The 17677-nt window shown below is 68.6% G+C and carries 16 protein-coding genes; 9 read left to right on the plus strand and 7 right to left on the minus strand.

The genetic code is table 11. The features are described 5' to 3' along the window. Nucleotides 1-3: 3 nt before the first annotated feature. Nucleotides 4-834 carry a helix-turn-helix domain-containing protein gene (locus FFI97_RS18700; protein WP_185993656.1) on the minus strand — a complete coding sequence of 277 codons (831 nt, stop codon included), beginning with the start codon at nt 832-834 and terminating at the stop codon, nt 4-6. Between the two features lie 102 nt (nt 835-936). Here FFI97_RS18700 and FFI97_RS18705 point away from each other — a divergent pair, with 102 nt between their 5' ends. Together FFI97_RS18705 and FFI97_RS33625 are read left to right on the plus strand one after the other, a co-directional pair. Then, a complete protein-coding gene (locus tag FFI97_RS18705) occupies nt 937-1923 on the plus strand; it encodes a Bug family tripartite tricarboxylate transporter substrate binding protein (protein WP_185993657.1) in 987 nt (328 codons plus the stop codon). Between the two features lie 2 nt (nt 1924-1925). After that, nucleotides 1926-3251 carry a PhzF family phenazine biosynthesis isomerase gene (locus tag FFI97_RS33625; RefSeq protein ID WP_139702567.1) on the plus strand — a complete coding sequence of 442 codons (1326 nt, stop codon included), beginning with the start codon at nt 1926-1928 and terminating at the stop codon, nt 3249-3251. On the opposite strand, the gene FFI97_RS18715 is transcribed toward FFI97_RS33625, so the two are convergent. After that, nucleotides 3248-3985, minus strand: a complete 738-nt coding sequence (locus tag FFI97_RS18715) for a TetR family transcriptional regulator C-terminal domain-containing protein (RefSeq protein WP_139702566.1) — start codon at nt 3983-3985, stop codon at nt 3248-3250. The two genes, FFI97_RS33625 and FFI97_RS18715, sit on opposite strands and share 4 nt — an antisense overlap. After that, the gene (locus FFI97_RS18720) at nt 3982-5433 is read right to left on the minus strand and encodes a PLP-dependent aminotransferase family protein (RefSeq protein WP_185993658.1); all 1452 of its coding nucleotides are present in this window, start codon (nt 5431-5433) and stop codon (nt 3982-3984) included. The genes FFI97_RS18715 and FFI97_RS18720 overlap by 4 nt, the downstream gene beginning before the upstream one ends. A gap of 253 nt (nt 5434-5686) precedes the next feature. On the opposite strand from FFI97_RS18720, the gene FFI97_RS18725 reads away from it, so the two are divergent. From FFI97_RS18725 to FFI97_RS18745, 5 genes are all read left to right on the plus strand, one after another. Beyond that, nucleotides 5687-7057: an NAD(P)-dependent oxidoreductase gene (locus tag FFI97_RS18725; protein ID WP_409574633.1), complete on the plus strand. Its 1371-nt coding sequence runs from the start codon at nt 5687-5689 to the stop codon at nt 7055-7057. 70 nt (nt 7058-7127) lie between these two features. Then, nucleotides 7128-8438, plus strand: a complete 1311-nt coding sequence (gene preA / locus FFI97_RS18730; protein ID WP_139702563.1) for an NAD-dependent dihydropyrimidine dehydrogenase subunit PreA — start codon at nt 7128-7130, stop codon at nt 8436-8438. Nucleotides 8439-8566: 128 nt separating this feature from the next. Further along, complete coding sequence (locus FFI97_RS18735; RefSeq protein WP_139702562.1) at nt 8567-10072, plus strand: NCS1 family nucleobase:cation symporter-1; 1506 nt, start codon at nt 8567-8569, stop codon at nt 10070-10072. A gap of 26 nt (nt 10073-10098) precedes the next feature. After that, complete coding sequence (gene hydA, locus FFI97_RS18740; protein WP_139702561.1) at nt 10099-11538, plus strand: dihydropyrimidinase; 1440 nt, start codon at nt 10099-10101, stop codon at nt 11536-11538. Between the two features lie 18 nt (nt 11539-11556). Further along, nucleotides 11557-12813 (plus strand): Zn-dependent hydrolase, encoded by a 1257-nt coding sequence (locus FFI97_RS18745; RefSeq protein ID WP_139702560.1) that lies wholly within the window; start codon nt 11557-11559, stop codon nt 12811-12813. A gap of 22 nt (nt 12814-12835) precedes the next feature. Here FFI97_RS18745 and FFI97_RS18750 read toward each other — a convergent pair whose 3' ends face one another. From FFI97_RS18750 to ycaC, 4 genes are all read right to left on the minus strand, one after another. Further along, nucleotides 12836-14053, minus strand: a complete 1218-nt coding sequence (locus FFI97_RS18750; RefSeq protein WP_070062107.1) for an acyl-CoA dehydrogenase family protein — start codon at nt 14051-14053, stop codon at nt 12836-12838. Between the two features lie 97 nt (nt 14054-14150). Beyond that, nucleotides 14151-14747, minus strand: coding sequence for an NADPH-dependent FMN reductase (locus tag FFI97_RS18755; protein WP_095746578.1), 597 nt, complete (start codon nt 14745-14747; stop codon nt 14151-14153). A 90-nt stretch (nt 14748-14837) separates the two neighbouring features. Next, entirely contained in the window at nt 14838-15527 is a 690-nt protein-coding gene (locus tag FFI97_RS18760; RefSeq protein WP_139702559.1) for an isochorismatase family protein, read from the minus strand. 50 nt (nt 15528-15577) lie between these two features. Next, nucleotides 15578-16207, minus strand: a complete 630-nt coding sequence (gene ycaC / locus FFI97_RS18765; RefSeq protein ID WP_139702558.1) for an isochorismate family cysteine hydrolase YcaC — start codon at nt 16205-16207, stop codon at nt 15578-15580. 244 nt (nt 16208-16451) lie between these two features. On the opposite strand from ycaC, the gene FFI97_RS18770 reads away from it, so the two are divergent. Further along, a complete protein-coding gene (locus FFI97_RS18770; protein ID WP_062479977.1) occupies nt 16452-16787 on the plus strand; it encodes a hypothetical protein in 336 nt (111 codons plus the stop codon). A 179-nt stretch (nt 16788-16966) separates the two neighbouring features. Then, complete coding sequence (locus FFI97_RS18775) at nt 16967-17665, plus strand: Bax inhibitor-1/YccA family protein (RefSeq protein WP_062479959.1); 699 nt, start codon at nt 16967-16969, stop codon at nt 17663-17665. Nucleotides 17666-17677: the final 12 nt, after the last annotated feature.

The following is a 17677-nucleotide window of genomic DNA, read 5'->3' on the forward strand; positions in this document are numbered from 1 at the left end:
AGGCTAGTTCTGTCGAGGGGCTGCCGCGCGAATTTGCGTCGCCGTCTTCGCCCAGGTCTTCTCCAGCATCCGCGAAAGATAGGACGCCGACTCCCAGCCGACCTGCAGCGCGATGGACAGCACCGAGTCCCGCGTGGTCTGCAGCAGGTACACGGCCCGCTCGATGCGCTGGCGCTGCAGGAACTCCAGCGGCGAGATGCCGTGCTTCGCGCGAAAGATCCGCTCCACCTGCCGGCGCGACAGCCGGTGCTGCTGGGCAAAGGCGTCGAGCGACAGGGGTTGCGCCAGATCGCGCAGCATCGTTTCGGCCAGCAGCTCGGCCACCCACAACGCCGGCGAGGCGTCGCCCTCCGACAACAGGTTGGCGCTCAGGCGCGCGGCCTCCATCACGAGCGCGCCGCACAGCACGTAGTTCTCGCTGTCGCCGGCACGGGTCGATTCGAACATCCGCTGCGACAAGGCGCCCAGCGCGGCGCTGCCCGCGCGCATGCCTTGCGGGGGCCGCACGACGCCCTGCGCCTGCAAGGCCGTGGCCCACAGCGCCGGATCGACGTAGACCGCGACATGGCTCTGGCCGGCGGTGAGCGTGGTCGTCGAATGCGCGCTGCCCGCCGCGAACCAGACGAAGTGGCCGGGCCCGAGGCGCTGCGCCTCGCCCTGCGCATCGCCCACGCTGAAGCGGCCTGCGATGGGCACGAACAGCATGTCGCAATCGTGCACGTGCGCGTCGGTGGCGTAGTGGTCGCGGGTGTTGGCGACCATCGTCGCCTGGTGAGACAGCCGTTCGACGAACAGCGATTGGCGGGGCGGCGGATGGCTGGAAGTCAGTGGCATGGCCGTTCCTTGTCGCATTCGAAGCCGCGCATGTCGCAATCGGGCGCACGCGTTGGCGCGCGCTCCACAGAATCGGAAGGACCACTCCTGCAAGAAGACCCCATGACTACTCAACCTCTGCGCCGCGCGCTCCTGGGCCTGGCCGCCGCCGGCGCCCTGTACGGGCCGACCGCCTCGTGGCCGGCCTCCGATCCGGCCTACCCGGTGAAGCCGATCACCATCATCGTACCCTTCCCCGCCGGCGGCGGAACGGACGTGATCTTCCGTTCGGTGCAGCTGCGGCTGCAGGCTGCGCTCAGTGTGTCGGTCATCATCGACAACCGCTCGGGCGCGGGCGGCACCGTCGGCACGGGCTTCGGCGCGAAGGCGAACCCCGACGGCTACACGCTGGTGGCCAGCACCACGACCACCATCGCCTCGGCCGATGCGGTGTACCCCAAGCTCCCGTACGACCCTCTCAAGGACCTGGTGCCGATCGGCACCATCGGCACCACGCCTTTCGTGCTGGTGGTCACGCCCGCGCTGGCGGCGCGCACGGTGAAGGACTTCGTCGGCTACGCCAAGGCCAACCCGCAGGCGCTCAACTACGGCAGCATCGGTAACGGCAGCCTGAGCCACCTGGCGGGCGAACTCTTCAAGCAGCGCACCGGCATCGAGATGACGCACGTGCCCTACCGCGGCGCCGCGCCCGCGCAGGCCGACCTGATGGCAGGCCAAATCCAGGCGCTGTTCGACAACCCGCCCGCGCTGCTGGCGCAGGTGCGCGGCGGCCGCATGCGGGCGCTGGCCATCAGTGAACCGTCGGCGGGTTTCGCCGACCTGCCGACTTTCGAGGCAGCCGGCATCAAGGACTTCAAGCCGCAGCTCTGGTATGGCCTGATGGCACCGACCGCCACGCCGCAGCCGGTGGTGCAGCGCCTGCGCGCCGCGCTCGACACCGCGATGAAAGACCCGGCCCTGCGCACCGACATGCTGGCCAAGGGCGTGACGCCGTGGAGCGTGCGACCCGAGGTGTTCGAGGAACAGATCCGCGGCGACATCAAGCTCTGGGGCGGCATTGCGCGCTCGGTCAACGCGAGGGCTGATTGACGATGGCTGCGATTTTTTCTGCGCCCGGTTGCCGGAACATCCGCGTGTTCGTCGGCCCCGACCCATCCGTCGGCGGCAACCCCGCGCCCGTTTGGCTCGATGCTGACGCGCTCTCCACCGCACGGATGCAAGAGCACACCCGGCTCAGCGGCCATGAGTCCGTCTTCGTGCTGAAGCCGACCACACCGGCGCACCGGCTGCGCATGCGCTACTTCGTGCCGAAGCACGAGATGGAAATGTGCGGCCACGCCACGGTCGGCGCGCTGTGGCTGCTGCACCGGCGCGGCGAATGGGACGGTGCGCCCGTCGCGATCGAAACGCTCAGCGGCACCGTCACGGGCCGGCGCGTCGATGGCACGGTGCAGATCAGCCAGCCGCGTGCCACGGTGGAAGAGGTGACGCAACAGCGGCTGGTCGAAGACATCGCGCAGTGCCTGGGCATCGAGGTCGGGCAGATCGTGGGGCCAGTGCTCAACGCCGCCACCAGCCGGGTCAAGACGCTGGTTCGCCTGGCCGACACCGCGCAGCTGCACGCCTTGCGCGTCGACTTCGCACGCGTCGAATCGCTGTGCGAACGTCTCGGGTCCACCGGGCTGTATCCCTATGCCATGTCACGGGACGAGACCGACACGGTCAGCGCACGGCAATTTCCCAAATCTTCCGGCTACCCGGAAGACGCCGCCACGGGCATCGCCGCCGCCGCGCTGGCCTGGGGCCTGCGCCACCTTGGGCTGGTCGGCCACGAGGCGCTGTCAGTGACCGTGCGGCAGGGAGAGGCGATGGGTTCACCTTCCGCGATCCACGTGGGATTGCCATGGGATGCGAACACGCAGGAAGGTTGCTGGGTCGGCGGCGAGGCCTGCGATGCGCAGCCCGAAGATTTCTTGCTCGACCAGCTGTGCCCGCCGGAAGTGGCGCGGGCCAAGCCATCGGGTACTTACGCCACATTCGCGAGGGCCGGCAGTCTGCTGCACACGAGCGGCGTGGTGGCGCGCGAGAACGGCCAGGTGATCACAGGCCGGCTCGCAGGCCCCGACGATGTGGCACGCGGCCAGCGGGCCGCAGTGGCGGCTGTCGGCGCCCTGCTGCGCGCGGCACAGGACGAGCTCGGCAGCCTCTCGCGCGTCGTGCGCGTCGTGGCACTGAACGGCTACCTCCAGGCTTGCGGCGACTTCAAGGACCACGCCCAGGTGATGGACGCGGCCTCGGCGGCCCTTCAACGGATCTTCCCCGATGCCCCACTGCCGGTTCGCACCACCGTGGGCGTCGCGTCGCTGCCTCGCGGCGGCGTGGTCGAGGTGTCGATGGTGCTCGAGACGCGCGACTAGGCCCGCTCCTTTCCGGCTTTTTCCACGGGAGGCAGCGCAGCGTGCCCGCTCGTCACCACCGCCGAGGTGGCGGGCCGCTTCAGCCCCAGCGCGCCTTCGAGCATCCGCAGGATGGTCTCGCGGGCCAGGTCGAAGTCGGCTGGCTCCAGCGCCTGCTTGCCAAGCAGCATGCGCATCTGCCAGGCGAAGTCGGCGTAGGTCTGCGTCATGGCCCACAGCGTGAACAGCAGGTGCGGCACCGGCAGCGGCGCCACGTCGCCGTTCGCCATCCAGCGGTTCAGCACGGCGGCTTCGGCGCGGAAGGCGGGCACCAGCTTGGCCTCGATGTCGTCGGCGCATTGCGGCGCCTGCGAAATGATTTCCTGCGCGAACAGCCGCGAGCCCGAGGGGTGGTCGTACGAGAACTGCAGCTTCTGCGTGACGTAGCGCTCCAGCGCGGCATGCGGGTCGAGGTCGGCATCGGCCAGGCTGTTGAGGTTCGACAGCCACGAGTCGAGCACGTCGTTGAACACGCGGCTGTACAGCGCCTTCTTCGAGGGGAAGTAGTACAGCAGGCTCTGCTTGGAGATGCCCGCGTCGGCCGCGATGTCGTCGACCGACACGCCGCCGTAGCCGTGCAGCGCGAATCGCTCCTGCGCCACCGCGAGGATGGCGCTCTCGAGGTTCTGGCGGCGGGCCTGGCGCTTCACGGCGGGAGGACGCGCCGCAGTTCGCAGGGGGGGCGCAGCGCTCATGGGTTCTTCATCCGCGCCAGGAAGCGCACCAGTCGCTCGTCGCCGCAATGCGCGACGTTGAAGCGATACCAGGCAAAGGGCTGCGGCATGTCGCCGAAATCGGTCGCGGCCGCGAGCGGCAGGCCCTGCTTGCGCGCCTCCTGCAGCACCGCATCACCCGATGGACGAGGCTCGCTGCCGGGCGGCCAGCCTGCGCAGAGAAAGGGACCGCCATCGGGCACGCACAGCGCCTGCAGGCCCGCGCCGGTCAACAGCGACAGCGTGCGCTCGCCGGCGATCTTCAGCGCGGTGTTGAGCTTCTGCAGGAAACGCGGATAGCCGGCATCGGCCAGCACCTCGCAGGCCACGCGCTCTTCGAACTCGCTCGGCCCGAGCGTGGTGTGCAGACAGCGCAAGGCCGCATCCTCGACCCAATGCTGCGGCAGCAGCACATGTGCAAGCCGCAGCTTGGCCGAGAGCGTGGTCGACACGCCACCGACCTGCGCCACGCGCTGCAGCCCGTCCATCGCGGCAAGGCTGGGCGCCTGCAACGGCGAGAGCCCGCGCCAGGTGTCGAGCTCGATCACGCGCAGGTCGTGCCGCTCGGCCGCCTGCAGCGCCTGGTGCGCGCCCTGCGGGCTCATGCAGATCCCCATTGGATTGGAGACGGCGGTCGACAGGAACAGCAGGCGCTGCCGGCTCGCCGTCGGCAACAGCACGGCATGGCCGTCGAGCGCGGCGATGTCGAGGCAGCCGCCGCGCCGTGGCACTTCGAGCATGCGACGGCCCAGCGTGCGGATCAGGCTGCGCAGCTGGCGCGGTGCGGGCGACTCGACCAGCACCGCGTCGCCGGGCTCGGTCCAGGCCTGCAGCAGGCACATCGTGGCGCCGAGGCTGCCCGCTGCCGTCATGACCTGCTGCGGGCCCAGTGCGGGCAATTCGACGCGATGGCGCGCGGCGATCAGTTCGCGCAGGCGCGGCAGGCCGAAACCATGTCGCGTGCCGCTGTCCCATTCGGGGGCCGAGCGCGCCACGCGGCGCATGGCTTCGCGCACCAGGTCGTCGCCCCGGTATTCGGGGGGTGGCGGGCGGTCGTGGGCCGTGGCGGTGTCGGTCATGCGCGGCACCGCATCGGCGTCGTCGGTTGCCACGCGCGAAGGCCGGTGCAGCACGTAGTAGCCGCTGCCCGGCCGCGAGGCCAGCACCGAGCGTGCGCGCAAGGCGCTGTACGACTCGGTGACGGTGAAGGTGCTGATGCCCAGCTTGCCGGCCAGCGCGCGCACCGAAGGCATCTTGGTGCCGGGGGCGAGGCGCCCGTCGATGACGCGCAACTCGACGCCCACCACGAGGCGCTGCGCCAGCCCGAGGCCGGGCGCGGCTTCGTCCATGTCGCCCATCAGGCCCTGCATCCAACCGGCACCGGCGGGCGCCGGCTGGCGCAGCGCCGACGCGTTGCTTGAACTCTGCATCACCGGGTCTCCTTGAGAAACGCATGCGGCCTGTCTGGACAGGGTTTGCCCTTGGCAACTGTGCTGGGGAGTGCACCAAACAGCATGGTCGGCAGCGGCAAACACTTTCTCGTGCGCCGCGCCAACTGTGTATGGGCGGCACCCCTCGTTTGCTGAATCATCGCGACATTCGACCACTTGGTCAAACTTCATGAGGGCTCGCTCTCTCATGTCGCACACGGTTACCCCACCACGACCTGGAGCTTGAAAGCCCATGAGCAGCACGATGAATCCCGTCGCGCCCAGCGCGCACATTGCCTCCGATGTGCGCGCCGGCCGTCTCGACCCCGCGCAGTACGCCAAGAACTTCTGCGACGCCCACCCGCCGCTGAACGTGGTGCAGGCCAACATCGAGGCCGAGCGCTGCTACTACTGCTTCGACGCGCCCTGCCAGACGGCCTGCCCCACGGGCATCGACATCCCGACCTTCATCCGCCGCATCGCCGACGGCAACCTGCGCGGCGCCGCGCGCACCATCCTCGAAGAGAACCCGCTGGGCGGCATGTGCGCCCGCGTGTGCCCGACCGAGGTGCTGTGCGAGCAGGCCTGCGTGCGCAACAGCAACGAGAGCAAGCCGGTCGAGATCGGCCTGCTGCAGCGTCATGCGACCGATGCCTTCTTCGACGCGCCCGGCGCGCCGCTCTTCGTGCGCGCGGCCGACACGGGCAAGCGCATTGCCGTCGTCGGCGCGGGCCCGGCCGGCCTGGCCTGCGCGCACCGCCTGGCGGTGCTGGGCCATCAGGTGACGCTGTTTGATGCACGCCCCAAGCTGGGCGGCCTGAACGAATACGGCCTGGCCAGCTACAAGACGGTGAACGACTTCGCGCAACGCGAGATCGAGTGGCTGCTGTCGGTGGGCGGCATCGAGGTGCGCAACAACCAGGCACTGGGCCGCGAACTGCACCTCGATGCGCTCGCCGCCGACTACGACGCGGTGTTCCTCGGCCTGGGCCTGGCGGGCGTGAACACGCTGGGCCTGAGCGAGCAGACCGGTGTGCGCGACGCGGTGGACTTCATCGCCGAACTGCGCCAGGCCGCGTCGCCGGCCGACGTGGCCATCGGCCGACACGTGGTGGTGATCGGCGGCGGCATGACCGCCGTGGATGCGGCCGTGCAGTCGCGCAAGCTCGGCGCGGAAGACGTGAGCATCGTCTACCGCCGCGGCGCCGAGGCCATGGGCGCTTCGGTCGACGAGCAGAGCTGGGCCAAGGAGAACGGCGTGCGCATCATCCACTGGGCCGCGCCCAAGGCCCTGCGCGCCAAGGGCGGCGTGCTGCGCGGCATCGACTTCGCGCGCACCGCGCTGGTCGACGGCAAGCTGGTCGAGACCGGCGAAGCGCTGGCACTGCAGGCCGACATGGTGCTGTGTGCCATCGGCCAGAGCTTTGTCGCGACGGCGCTGGAAGACAGCGGCGTGCAGCTGCAGGGCGGGCGCATCAGCACCGATGCGGAATGCCGCAGCTCGCTCCCCAAGGTCTGGGCCGGCGGCGACGCGCGCTTCGGCGGGCGCGACCTCACGGTCGAGGCGGTGGAAGACGGCAAGCAGGCCGCGCTGTCCATCGACCGCCACCTGCGCGCGGCCTGACGCGACCGCACCGATCCTCCTTTCCTCTCATTCCATCCGTGCGCGCCTTGCCGCGACAGGAGCAATTCACATGGCAGACATGAGCATCGACTTCGTGGGCATCCGCAGCCCCAACCCTTTCTGGCTGGCCTCGGCGCCACCGACCGACAAGGAGATCAACGTGGTCCGCGCCTTCGAGGCCGGCTGGGGCGGCGTGGTCTGGAAGACCGTGGGCGAAGACCCGAACGTGGTCAACGTGCACGGCCCGCGCTACGCCGTGTCGTACGCGGCCGACCGCCGCGTGACGGGCTTCAACAACATCGAGCTGATCTCCGACCGGCCGCTGCGCACCAACCTGGAAGAGATGACGCGCGTCAAGCGCAACTGGCCCGACCGCGCGCTGGTGGCGTCGATCATGGTGCCGTGCACCGAAGAGGCCTGGAAGAACATCCTGCCGAGGGTCGAAGACACGGGCTGCGACGGCATTGAGCTGAACTTCGGCTGCCCGCACGGCATGAGCGAACGCGGCATGGGCGCGGCCGTGGGCCAGGTGCCCGAGTACATCCAGATGGTGGCCGAGTGGTGCAAGCACTACTCCAAGCTGCCGGTGATCGTGAAGCTCACGCCCAACGTGGCCGACATCCGCCCCGCCGCGCGCGCGGCCAAGAAGGGCGGCGCCGACGCGGTGAGCCTCATCAACACCATCAACTCGATCATGGGCGTCGACCTGGACGCGATGGCGATGTTCCCGCACACCGACGGCAAGGGCTCGCACGGCGGCTACTGCGGCCCCGGCGCCAAGCCCATCGCGCTGCACATGGTGGCCGAGATCGCGCGCGACCCGCAGACCGCCGGCCTGCCGATCTCGGGCATCGGCGGCGTCTCGACCTGGCGCGATGCGGCCGAGTTCATCGCGCTGGGCAGCGGCTCGGTGCAGGTGTGCACTGCTGCCATGGTCTACGGCTTCAAGATCGTGCAGGACCTGTGCGACGGCCTTTCGAACTTCATGGACCAGAAGGGCTACGCCAACCTGGAGCAGCTGCGCGGCCGTGCGGTCGGCAGCATCACCGACTGGCAGCAGCTCAACCTGAACCACGTCGACAAGGCGGTGATTCACCAGGACCTGTGCATCCAGTGCGGCCGCTGCCACGTGGTGTGCGAAGACACCTCGCACCAGGCCATCAGCGCCACGAAAGACGGCATGCGCTTCTTCGAGGTGAAGGAAGAAGAGTGCGTCGGCTGCAACCTGTGCGTGTCGATCTGCCCGGTGCCCGGCGCGCTGTCGATGCGCACGCTGAAGGCCGGCGAGACGGACGCGCGCACCGGCCACCCGGTGGTCGGCCACTACGCCAACTGGACCACGCACCCCAACAACCCGATGCGCACCGGCAGCCCCGCCTGAACGGGATATCGAACAAGCGAGTGAGTGAGTGAGCAAGTGAATGACCAAGCCCGGCGCGGACCGGGCGGCGGCGGGAGGGGAACGACCACACGGCCAGACGCACGACACACGTGCAGGAGAAAACCCACATGACGACCCCACAGCACGGCGGCGCACCCGCCGCAAACCTCTGGAACGAGGACCTGGCGCCCACCACGCTGGCGCAGCGAACGTGGCGCTGGTACCACTTCGCCGCGCTCTGGGTGGGCATGGTGATGTGCATCCCCGCCTACATGCTGGCGGCCAGCCTCATCGAGGGCGGCATGTCGTGGGGGCAGGCGGTGCTGACCGTGTTCCTCGGCAACGCCATCGTGCTGGTGCCGATGCTGCTCATCGGCCACGCCGGCGCGAAGTACGGCATTCCGTATGCGGTGATGGCGCGCGCCTCGTTCGGCACGCGCGGGGCGCGGCTGCCTGCCCTGCTGCGCGCCATCGTGGCCTGCGGCTGGTACGGCATCCAGACCTGGTTCGGCGGCCAGATGATCTACACGCTGGTCGGCGTACTCATGGGCCAGCCGCTGGGCGGCGACAAGCTGCCGATGCTCGGCATCAACGGCGCGCAGCTCGTGTGCTTCCTGATCTTCTGGGCCATCCAGCTGTACTTCGTGGTGCACGGCATCGAGTCGATCCGCCGTCTCGAGACCTACACCGCGCCGCTGAAGATCATCGTGTGCGTCGCGCTGCTCTACTGGGCCGTGCAACGTGCCGGCGGCCTGGGCCCGATCTTCGACCAGCCTTCGCAGTTCGAGGCCGGCGGCAAGAAGGCCGGCATGTTCTGGGCCGTGTTCTGGCCGTCGCTCACGGCCATGGTCGGCTTCTGGGCCACGCTGGCGCTGAACATTCCCGACTTCACGCGCTTCTCGCGCTCGCAGCGCGACCAGGTGGTGGGCCAGGTGATCGGCCTGCCCGCGCCCATGGGCCTGCTCGCGATGATGGCCGTGATGGTCACCTCGGCCACCGTCGTCATCTACGGCAAGGCGCTGTGGGACCCGGTGGACCTGGCCAGCCGCATGACCGGCGCCGCGGTGCTGCTCGCGCTCATCATCCTGCTGATCGACACCGTGAGCGTGAACCTGGCGGCCAACCTCGTGGGCCCGGCCTACGACTTCTCTGCCCTCAACCCGAAGAAGATCTCGTACCGCACGGGCGGCTACATCACGGCCGGCATCGCCATCGTGATGATGCCGTGGAAGGTGTTGGAGACCACGCAGGGCTACATCTTCACCTGGCTCATCGGCTACTCGGCGCTGCTGGGGCCGGTGGCCGGCATCCTGATTGCCGACTACTACCTCATCCGCCGCAAGGAGCTGGACGTCGAGGCGCTCTACCGCGAGAACGGCGCGTACAGCTACGGCAATGGCTGGAACATGGCGGCCATCGTCGCCTTCGTGGTCGGCGTGCTGCCGAACATCCCCGGCTTCCTCAACGCCGCCTTTCCGTCGGCCGTGCCGTCGATGCCCGAGTTCTTCAAGACGATCTACACCTACGCCTGGTTCGTCGGCGTGGTGCTGTCGGCCGTGGTCTACATGGGGCTGATGAAGGCTCGCGCGCCGCAGCTTCAGGGCCTGGCCCCACCCCTCAAGAACCCCAGCTGACACAAGAAAGAAAAGGAACCCACGCCATGACCGTACTCATTCGCGGTGGCACGGTGGTCAACGCCGATGCCGAGCACCGTGCCGACGTGCTCTGCCAGGGGGACAAGATCCTCCAGGTCGGCACCGACCTGGAGGTGCCGGCCGGCGCCGAAGTCGTCGACGCCGGCGGCGCCTACGTCATGCCCGGCGGCATCGATCCGCACACCCACATGCAGCTGCCCTTCATGGGGACGGTCGCGGCCGACGACTTCTTCAGCGGCACGGCGGCCGGTCTGGCCGGAGGCACCACCAGCATCATCGACTTCGTGATTCCCGACCCGCAGCAGTCGCTGATGGACGCCTTTCGCATGTGGCGCGGCTGGGCCGAGAAATCGGCCGGCGACTACAGCTTTCATGTGGCCGTGACCTGGTGGAACGACAGCGTGCACAAGGACATGGGCACGCTGGTGCAGGAGCACGGCGTGAACAGCTTCAAGCACTTCATGGCCTACAAGAACGCGATCATGGCCGACGACGAGATCCTGGTGAAGAGCTTCCAGCGCTCGTTGGAACTCGGCGCCATGCCGACGGTGCATGCGGAGAACGGCGAGCTGGTCGCGATGCTTCAACAGCAGTTGCTGGCACAGGGCATTCGCGGCCCCGAGGGGCATCCGCTGTCGCGCCCGCCGATGGTCGAGGCCGAGGCCGCCAACCGCGCCATTGCCATCGCCGACGTGCTGGGCGTGCCGATCTACGTTGTGCACGTGTCCTGCGGCGAAGCGCTCGACGCCATCACCCGCGCCCGCGCGCGCGGCCAGCGCGTGTACGGCGAAGTGCTGGCCGGCCACCTCGTGGTCGACGAGAGCGCCTACCGCGACCCCGACTTCGCACGCGCCGCCGCCCACGTGATGAGCCCGCCCTTCCGCTCGCGCGAGAACCAGGCCATGCTGTGGCGCGGCCTGCAGGGCGGCAACCTGCACACCACGGCCACCGACCACTGCACCTTCTGCGCCGAGCAGAAGGCGGCCGGCCGCGACGACTTCACGAAGATTCCCAACGGCTGCGGCGGCGTCGAAGAGCGCATGGCCGTGCTGTGGGATGCGGGCGTCAACCCAGGCCGCCTCACACCGTCGGAGTTCGTGCGCGTCACCTCGACCAACGCGGCGCAGCTGTTCAACCTGTACCCGCGCAAGGGCGTGATCCAGCCCGGTGCCGACGCCGACATCGTGGTGTGGGACCCGAAGGCCACCAAGACGCTGTCGGTGAAGACGCAGCACTCGAAGAGCGACTTCAACATCTTCGAAGGCCGCCAAGTGACGGGCGTGCCCAGGCACACGGTCAGTGCCGGCCGCTGGGTCTGGCGCGACGGCGATCTGCGCGCCGAGCCGGGCACCGGCCGCTACCTCAAGCGCCCGCCCTTCGCGCCGATGTTCACCGCGCTCGAACGCTTCAAGCAGCAGCACGCGCCCACGGCCGTGGCGCGCTGAACCCCCAAGGAGTCATACATGAATGCAGCAGTGGACACGCAGGTGCTGACGATCAACGGCGAGCGCCTGTGGAACTCGCTGATGGAACTGGCACGCATCGGCGCCACCCCCAAGGGCGGCGTCAAGCGGCTGGCGCTGACCGACCTCGACAAACAGGGCCGCGACCTCGTGGTGTCGTGGGGCAAGGCGGCCGGCCTGAGCATCACGGTCGACAAGATCGGCAACGTCTTCATGCGCCGCGAAGGCACCAACCCCGCGCTGCCGCCCATCGTGTCGGGCAGCCACATCGACACGCAACCCACCGGCGGCAAGTTCGACGGCAACTACGGCGTGCTGTCGGCACTGGAAGTGGTGCGCACGCTGAACGACCAGGGCATTCGCACCGAGGCGCCCATCGAAGTCGCGTTCTGGACCAACGAGGAAGGCTCGCGCTTCGTGCCGGTGATGATGGGCTCGGGCGCCTTCTGCGGCGCCTTCAGCCTCGAGCACGCCTATGCGGCCAAGGACACCGAAGGCAAGACGGTGCAAGAGGAGCTGGAACGCATCGGCTACATCGGCGACCAGACGCCGGGCGACCACCCCATCGGCGCCTACTTCGAGGCGCACATCGAGCAGGGGCCGGTGCTGGAAGATGCGGACAAGGTCATCGGCGTGGTGCCGGCGGTGCTCGGCCTCTCGTGGTACGACTGCGTCGTCACCGGCATGGAGGCGCACGCGGGCCCCACGCCGATGCACCTGCGCCGCGACGCGCTGCAGGTGGCGACGCGGATCATGCAGGAGGTGGTGGCCATCGGCCTGCGCTACCCGCCCTACGGGCGCGGCACGGTCGGCATGGTGCAGGTGCACCCGAACAGCCGCAACGTGATTCCGGGCGAGGTGAAGTTCTCGGTCGACCTGCGCAACGTGAGCGGCGAACTGCTCGACCGCATGCACGGCGAGATCCTCGCCTTCGTCGAGCGCACGGGGCGCGAGACCGGGTTGGGCGTGACGATCGAGCGCGTGTCGTACTTTCCACCCTGCCCGTTTCACCCCGATTGCGTGGATGCGGTGCGCCGCGCGACCGAACGGCTCGGCTACTCGACCATGGACGTGGTCTCGGGCGCGGGCCACGACGCGATCTATGCCGCGCGGCTCGCACCGGCCGGCATGATCTTCGTGCCCTGCAAGGACGGCATCAGCCACAACGAGATCGAGGACGCGCAGCCCGACCACCTCACGGCCGGCTGCAACGTCTTGCTGCACGCCATGCTGGAGCGCGCGAAGCGCGTCGACTGACGCGCTCGCGGCGGCGCTGCCGTTACTGGTACGCCGCCAGCTCCTGCTTGGCGATCGCGTTGCGGTGCACCTCGTCGGGGCCGTCGGCCACGCGCAGGTGGCGCTCGTAGGCGTAGAAGTGCGTGAGCAGCGTGTCCTGGCTCAAGCCCATCGCGCCGAAGGCCTGCATGGCCCAGTCGATCACCTTCACGCAGTTGTTGGGCGTGAGCACCTTGATCATCGCGATCTCTTTCGCCGCGACCTTGTTGCCCACGGTGTCCATGCGGTAGGCGGCATTGAGCACCATCCAGCGCGACTGCTCGATGAGCATGCGCGACTCGGCAATGCGCTCGCGCCACACGCCCTGCTCCGACAGCGGCTTGTGGAAGGCCACGCGCGACACGAGGCGCTGGCACATCATCTCCAGCGCGGCCTCGGCCATGCCGATGGCGCGCATGCAGTGGTGGATGCGTCCGGGGCCGAGGCGGCCTTGCGCGATCTCGAAGCCGCGGCCCTCGCCCAGCAGGATGTTCTCGACCGGCACGCGCACGTTGTCGAACACGATCTCGGGATGGCCGAAGGGCGGGTCGTACATGCCCAGCAGCTGCATGTCGCGCACGATGGTGATGCCGGGCGTGTTCTTGGGCACGAGCACCATCGACTGCTGCTTGTGGCGGTCGGCGTTGTCGGGGTCGGTCTTGCCCATCAGCACGAAGATCTCGCAGCGCTCATTCATGGCGCCGGTGATGTACCACTTGCGCCCGTTGATGACGTACTCGTCGCCCTCACGGCGGATGCTGCAGCGGATGTTGGTGGCGTCGCTGGAGGCCACCTCGGGCTCGGTCATGGCGAACGACGAGCGGATCTCGCCTGCCAGCAGCGGCGTGAGCCAGCGCTCCTGCTGCGCCTTGGTGCCGTAGCGCGCCAACACTTCCATGTTGCCGGTGTCGGGCGCGGAGCAGTTGAAGATTTCCGCGCACCAGTAGCGCCGGCCCATGATCTCGCACAGCGGCGCGTACTCGACATTGCTCAGGCCCGGCCCGTGTTCCGACTCGGGCAGGAACAGGTTCCACAGGCCGCGCTCGCGCGCCTTGGCCTTCAGGCCGGCCATCATCGGCAGTTCGGCGTAGGGCCGGCCGGCGCGGGCGTTGGCGGCCAGCTCTTCCTCGCGGCGCTTCTCGTTCGGGTAGACGTGCTCGTCCATGAACTTGAGCAGCTCGGCGCGCAGCGCGAGCACCCGGGGCGTGAATTCGAATTGCATGTCGTCTCGTCCTTCTTCCAATGTGCGGTCGAAGATACGTCGCGATGCGGATCGGGACGGTCGTTCGCGCGACAGCACGAACACCGCCCTGGGCAGGTCAACGTGGCGTGGGCAACGCGGTCGCGAGCGCGGCCAGCGCCGCCACCACCTTCTGCACCGACTGCGCGGCGCGTGCGTCCTTCAGCGTGCCGTCGGCCTCGAAGGCCTCGTTCGCGCGCCCGAGCGCGAACTGCTGCGGTGCCACCAGCATGGCGAAGGCCATCTGCAGGTACTGGCGCAGGAAGTTCATCGAGCGCAGTGCGCCCAGCGGCCCGGGCGAGGCCGACAGCAGCGCAGCCGGCTTGTTGGCCGTGGCGGCCAGGCCGCCCGCGTGGCCCTCGCCCGGCGGAATGCGCGAGAGCCAGCTGAAGGCGTTGATGACCAGCGGCGTGGGAAAGCCGTTGTACTCGGGCGTGACGATCAGCACGCCGTCGCTCGCCGCGATGGCGCTGCGCAGTTCGTGCGCCCCGGCCGGCACGCCCGAGGCGGCCTCGAGGTCGCCGTCGTACACGGGCAGCGCCAGCGCGCGCAGGTCCATCTCCGTCACCTGCAGGCCCGCCGCGCGCGCGGTGGCCGCGGCCACCGCCGCCAGCCGGCGGTTGAGCGAGCCGTCGCGGGCGCTGCCGGGAATGATCAGGATGCGGGGACTGTCCATGCGGGGCTCCTTGCCGTGCGTTTGAAAGGAAAGCCGCGCCGCACGCGAAGGGCGTGCGGCGCGGCGGTCGTCAGTGTCGCATCCGGAAGATCAGGCGCGCTGCGAGTCCAGCTGCTCGCTGTTCGTCACGACCTCCTGCGCCTTCATGTAGCTCTCGATCAGCAGCTGGTAGGGCGGGAACACGGCGCTGTAGGCCTCGGCCCATTGCGCGGCGTCGTCGCGGTGCCAGGTCTTCTGCACTTCGGAGCACACGCCCGCGGTGTCGATCGGCACCACGCCGGCCTGCACCACGCGCGCCAGCGTGATCTCCTGCGCCATCTTCGAGTACGTGCCCGAGGCGTCGATCACCGCGAACACGCGGTAGCCCTCGTGCACCGCCGCGATGCTCGGGAAGGCCATGCACACGCTGGTGATGGTGCCCGCGATGATCAGCGTGCCGCGCCCGGTGGCCTTCACGGCGGCCACGAACTCGGGGTTGTCCCAGGCGTTGATCTCGCCCTTGCGCGCCACGTACTGCGCATGCGGCGCGTACTTGTGCACTTCGGGAATCAGCGGCCCGTTGGGCCCCTGCGGCACCGAGGCGGTGGTGATGACCGGGATCTTCGCCAGCGTCGCGACCTTGGCCAGCGTGGTGACGTTGGAACGCAGCTCGGTCATCGGCATGTCCTTCACGGTCTGGAACAGGCCGCTCTGGTGGTCGATGAGCAGCATCACGGCGTCGTCGGGGTCGATGACGGGCTTGGCGCCGTTGAAGTTGGCGATGGTGTTGGGGATGGCCATGGTGTTTTCTCCTGGATGAATGAACGAACGAACGGTGAAACGGGCTCTGCTTACTTCCCGCCCTGGGTCAGCTGCGTGTAGCTGGTGATCAGGTTGCGGTAGTCGGGGATGTGGTTGGAGAACAGCGTCCCCAGCCCTTCGATGTCGTTGCGCCAGTCGCGGTGCAGCTCGCAGGCCACGCCGAACCACGACATCAGCTGTGCGCCGGCGGCCGACATGCGGTCCCACGCGGCCTGGCGCGTCACGTCGTTGAAGGTGCCCGACGCATCGGTGACGACGAACACGTCGAAGCCCTCGGCCAGCGCCGACAGCGCCGGGAAGGCCACGCAGACCTCGGTGACCACGCCGGCGATCAGCAGCTGCTTCTTGCCCGTGGCCTTCACGGCCTTGACGAAGTCCTCGTTGTCCCAGGCGTTGATCTGGCCGGGGCGGGGAATGTAGGGCGCGTCGGGGAACTGTGCCTTCAGCTCGGGCACCAGCGGGCCGTTGGGGCCGTTCTCGAAGCTGGTGGTCAGCACCGTGGGCAGCTTGAAGTAGCTGGCGATGTCGGCCAGGGCCAGCACGTTGTTCTTGAACTTGTCGGGGTCGATGTCGCGCACCAGCGAGAGCAGGCCGGTCTGGTGGTCGACCAGCAGCACGGCGACATCGTTCTTGTCGAGACGGGTGTAAGGCTTGGACATGAGAGGCTTCCTTTGCGAGGTTGAATGCCGGGGAAAAATGGCCCCCGATGCATGTCCGTCAGCGTAAAAGCGCCCCCGAAAGTCCGGTAGTCGGCGAAATTTGCCTGCAGCGTTCCACCCGATGGACGATGGCAACACCCGTGCGCGCAGGTCGGATGAATTCGCGCCCGCCGGAGCCGATCCGTGGCGGCGGGTAAAATACCCCTACATGTCCCGCTGGTTTGCCGCTACCGTCCTCGCTTTCATGCTGTCCTGCTACGGCTTCGCCGTGCTCGCGCACGGGCTGGTCGGCGGCCACCATGTGACGTCGTCGTCCGGCGAACGCCAGACCGTCGCGACGCTCGCCGCCTCGCTGGCCGATGGCGGCGACAAGGACATCGGCAAGACCTCGTCCGAAGACCCGTCCGCCATGGACGAAGCGGGCTCCGAGCACGCCGAACTGGTCGATGCGCGTCCCCACGCACGCAACCTGCTGGTGCTGTCCGCGCAACCGCCGCGGCTGGGCTCCACCTCGGTGCTCTCGCCGCTGCTCGACCGGCCCAAGCGGCCACCCCGGCCCCACGCCCTCCTCGCCGCCTGAGGCCGCGCGGCGGCGAGCGAACGCCTGAGGACTGTTGCAGTCCGGGCGTTTGCGCTCATCCGATCCGGCCCGTCGCCCTTTTCGCGCGACGCCCCTGCCCCTTCTTTTCAGCCGTCTGACGGCCCCGCCGCACGTGTCATGCGACCCGTCCGGCCTTCTCTCTTTTTCAGGATTTTTCGATGAACTCCAGCCAATCGGCCTACCCCTCCAGCTTCGGCGCACCGTTGGCCTCGGTCCAGGAACGCAACCGCGTTCTGCGCAACACCTACTGGCTGCTCGCGCTGTCGATGGTGCCCACCGTGCTGGGCGCCTGGCTCGGCGTGGCCACCGGCCTCACGCGCGCCATGTCGCCGGGCATCGGCATCATGGTGTTCCTCGGCGGCGCCTTCGGCTTCATGTACGCCATCGAGAAGACCAAGAACTCCGCCGCCGGCGTGCCCGTGCTGCTGGCCTTCACCTTCTTCATGGGTCTGATGCTGTCGCGCCTGGTCGGCAGCGTGCTCGGCCTGTCCAACGGCGCCAGCCTGGTCATGACCGCCTTCGCCGGCACCGGCGGCATCTTCCTGGGCATGGCCATGCTCTCGACGGTCATCAAGCGCGACATCTCGGCCATGGGCAAGTGGCTCTTCGTGGGCGCCATCGGCCTGCTCGTGGTGGGCATCGCCAACGTCTTCATCCAGTCGAGCGCGCTGATGATGACGCTGTCGGTCGCTGCCATCGGCATCTTCTCGGCCTTCATCCTGCATGACCTGAAGCGCGTGAAGGACGGCCTGGAAACCAACTACATCTCGGCCACGCTGGGCGTGTACCTGAGCCTCTACAACGTGTTCCAGTCGCTGCTGGCCCTGCTGGGCATCGCCGGCGGCCGCGACGAGTAAGCGCACACAGAA

Origin of the sequence: Variovorax sp. KBS0712, from assembly GCF_006323185.2 — a bacterium.
Taxonomy (GTDB): domain Bacteria; phylum Pseudomonadota; class Gammaproteobacteria; order Burkholderiales; family Burkholderiaceae_C; genus Variovorax; species Variovorax boronicumulans.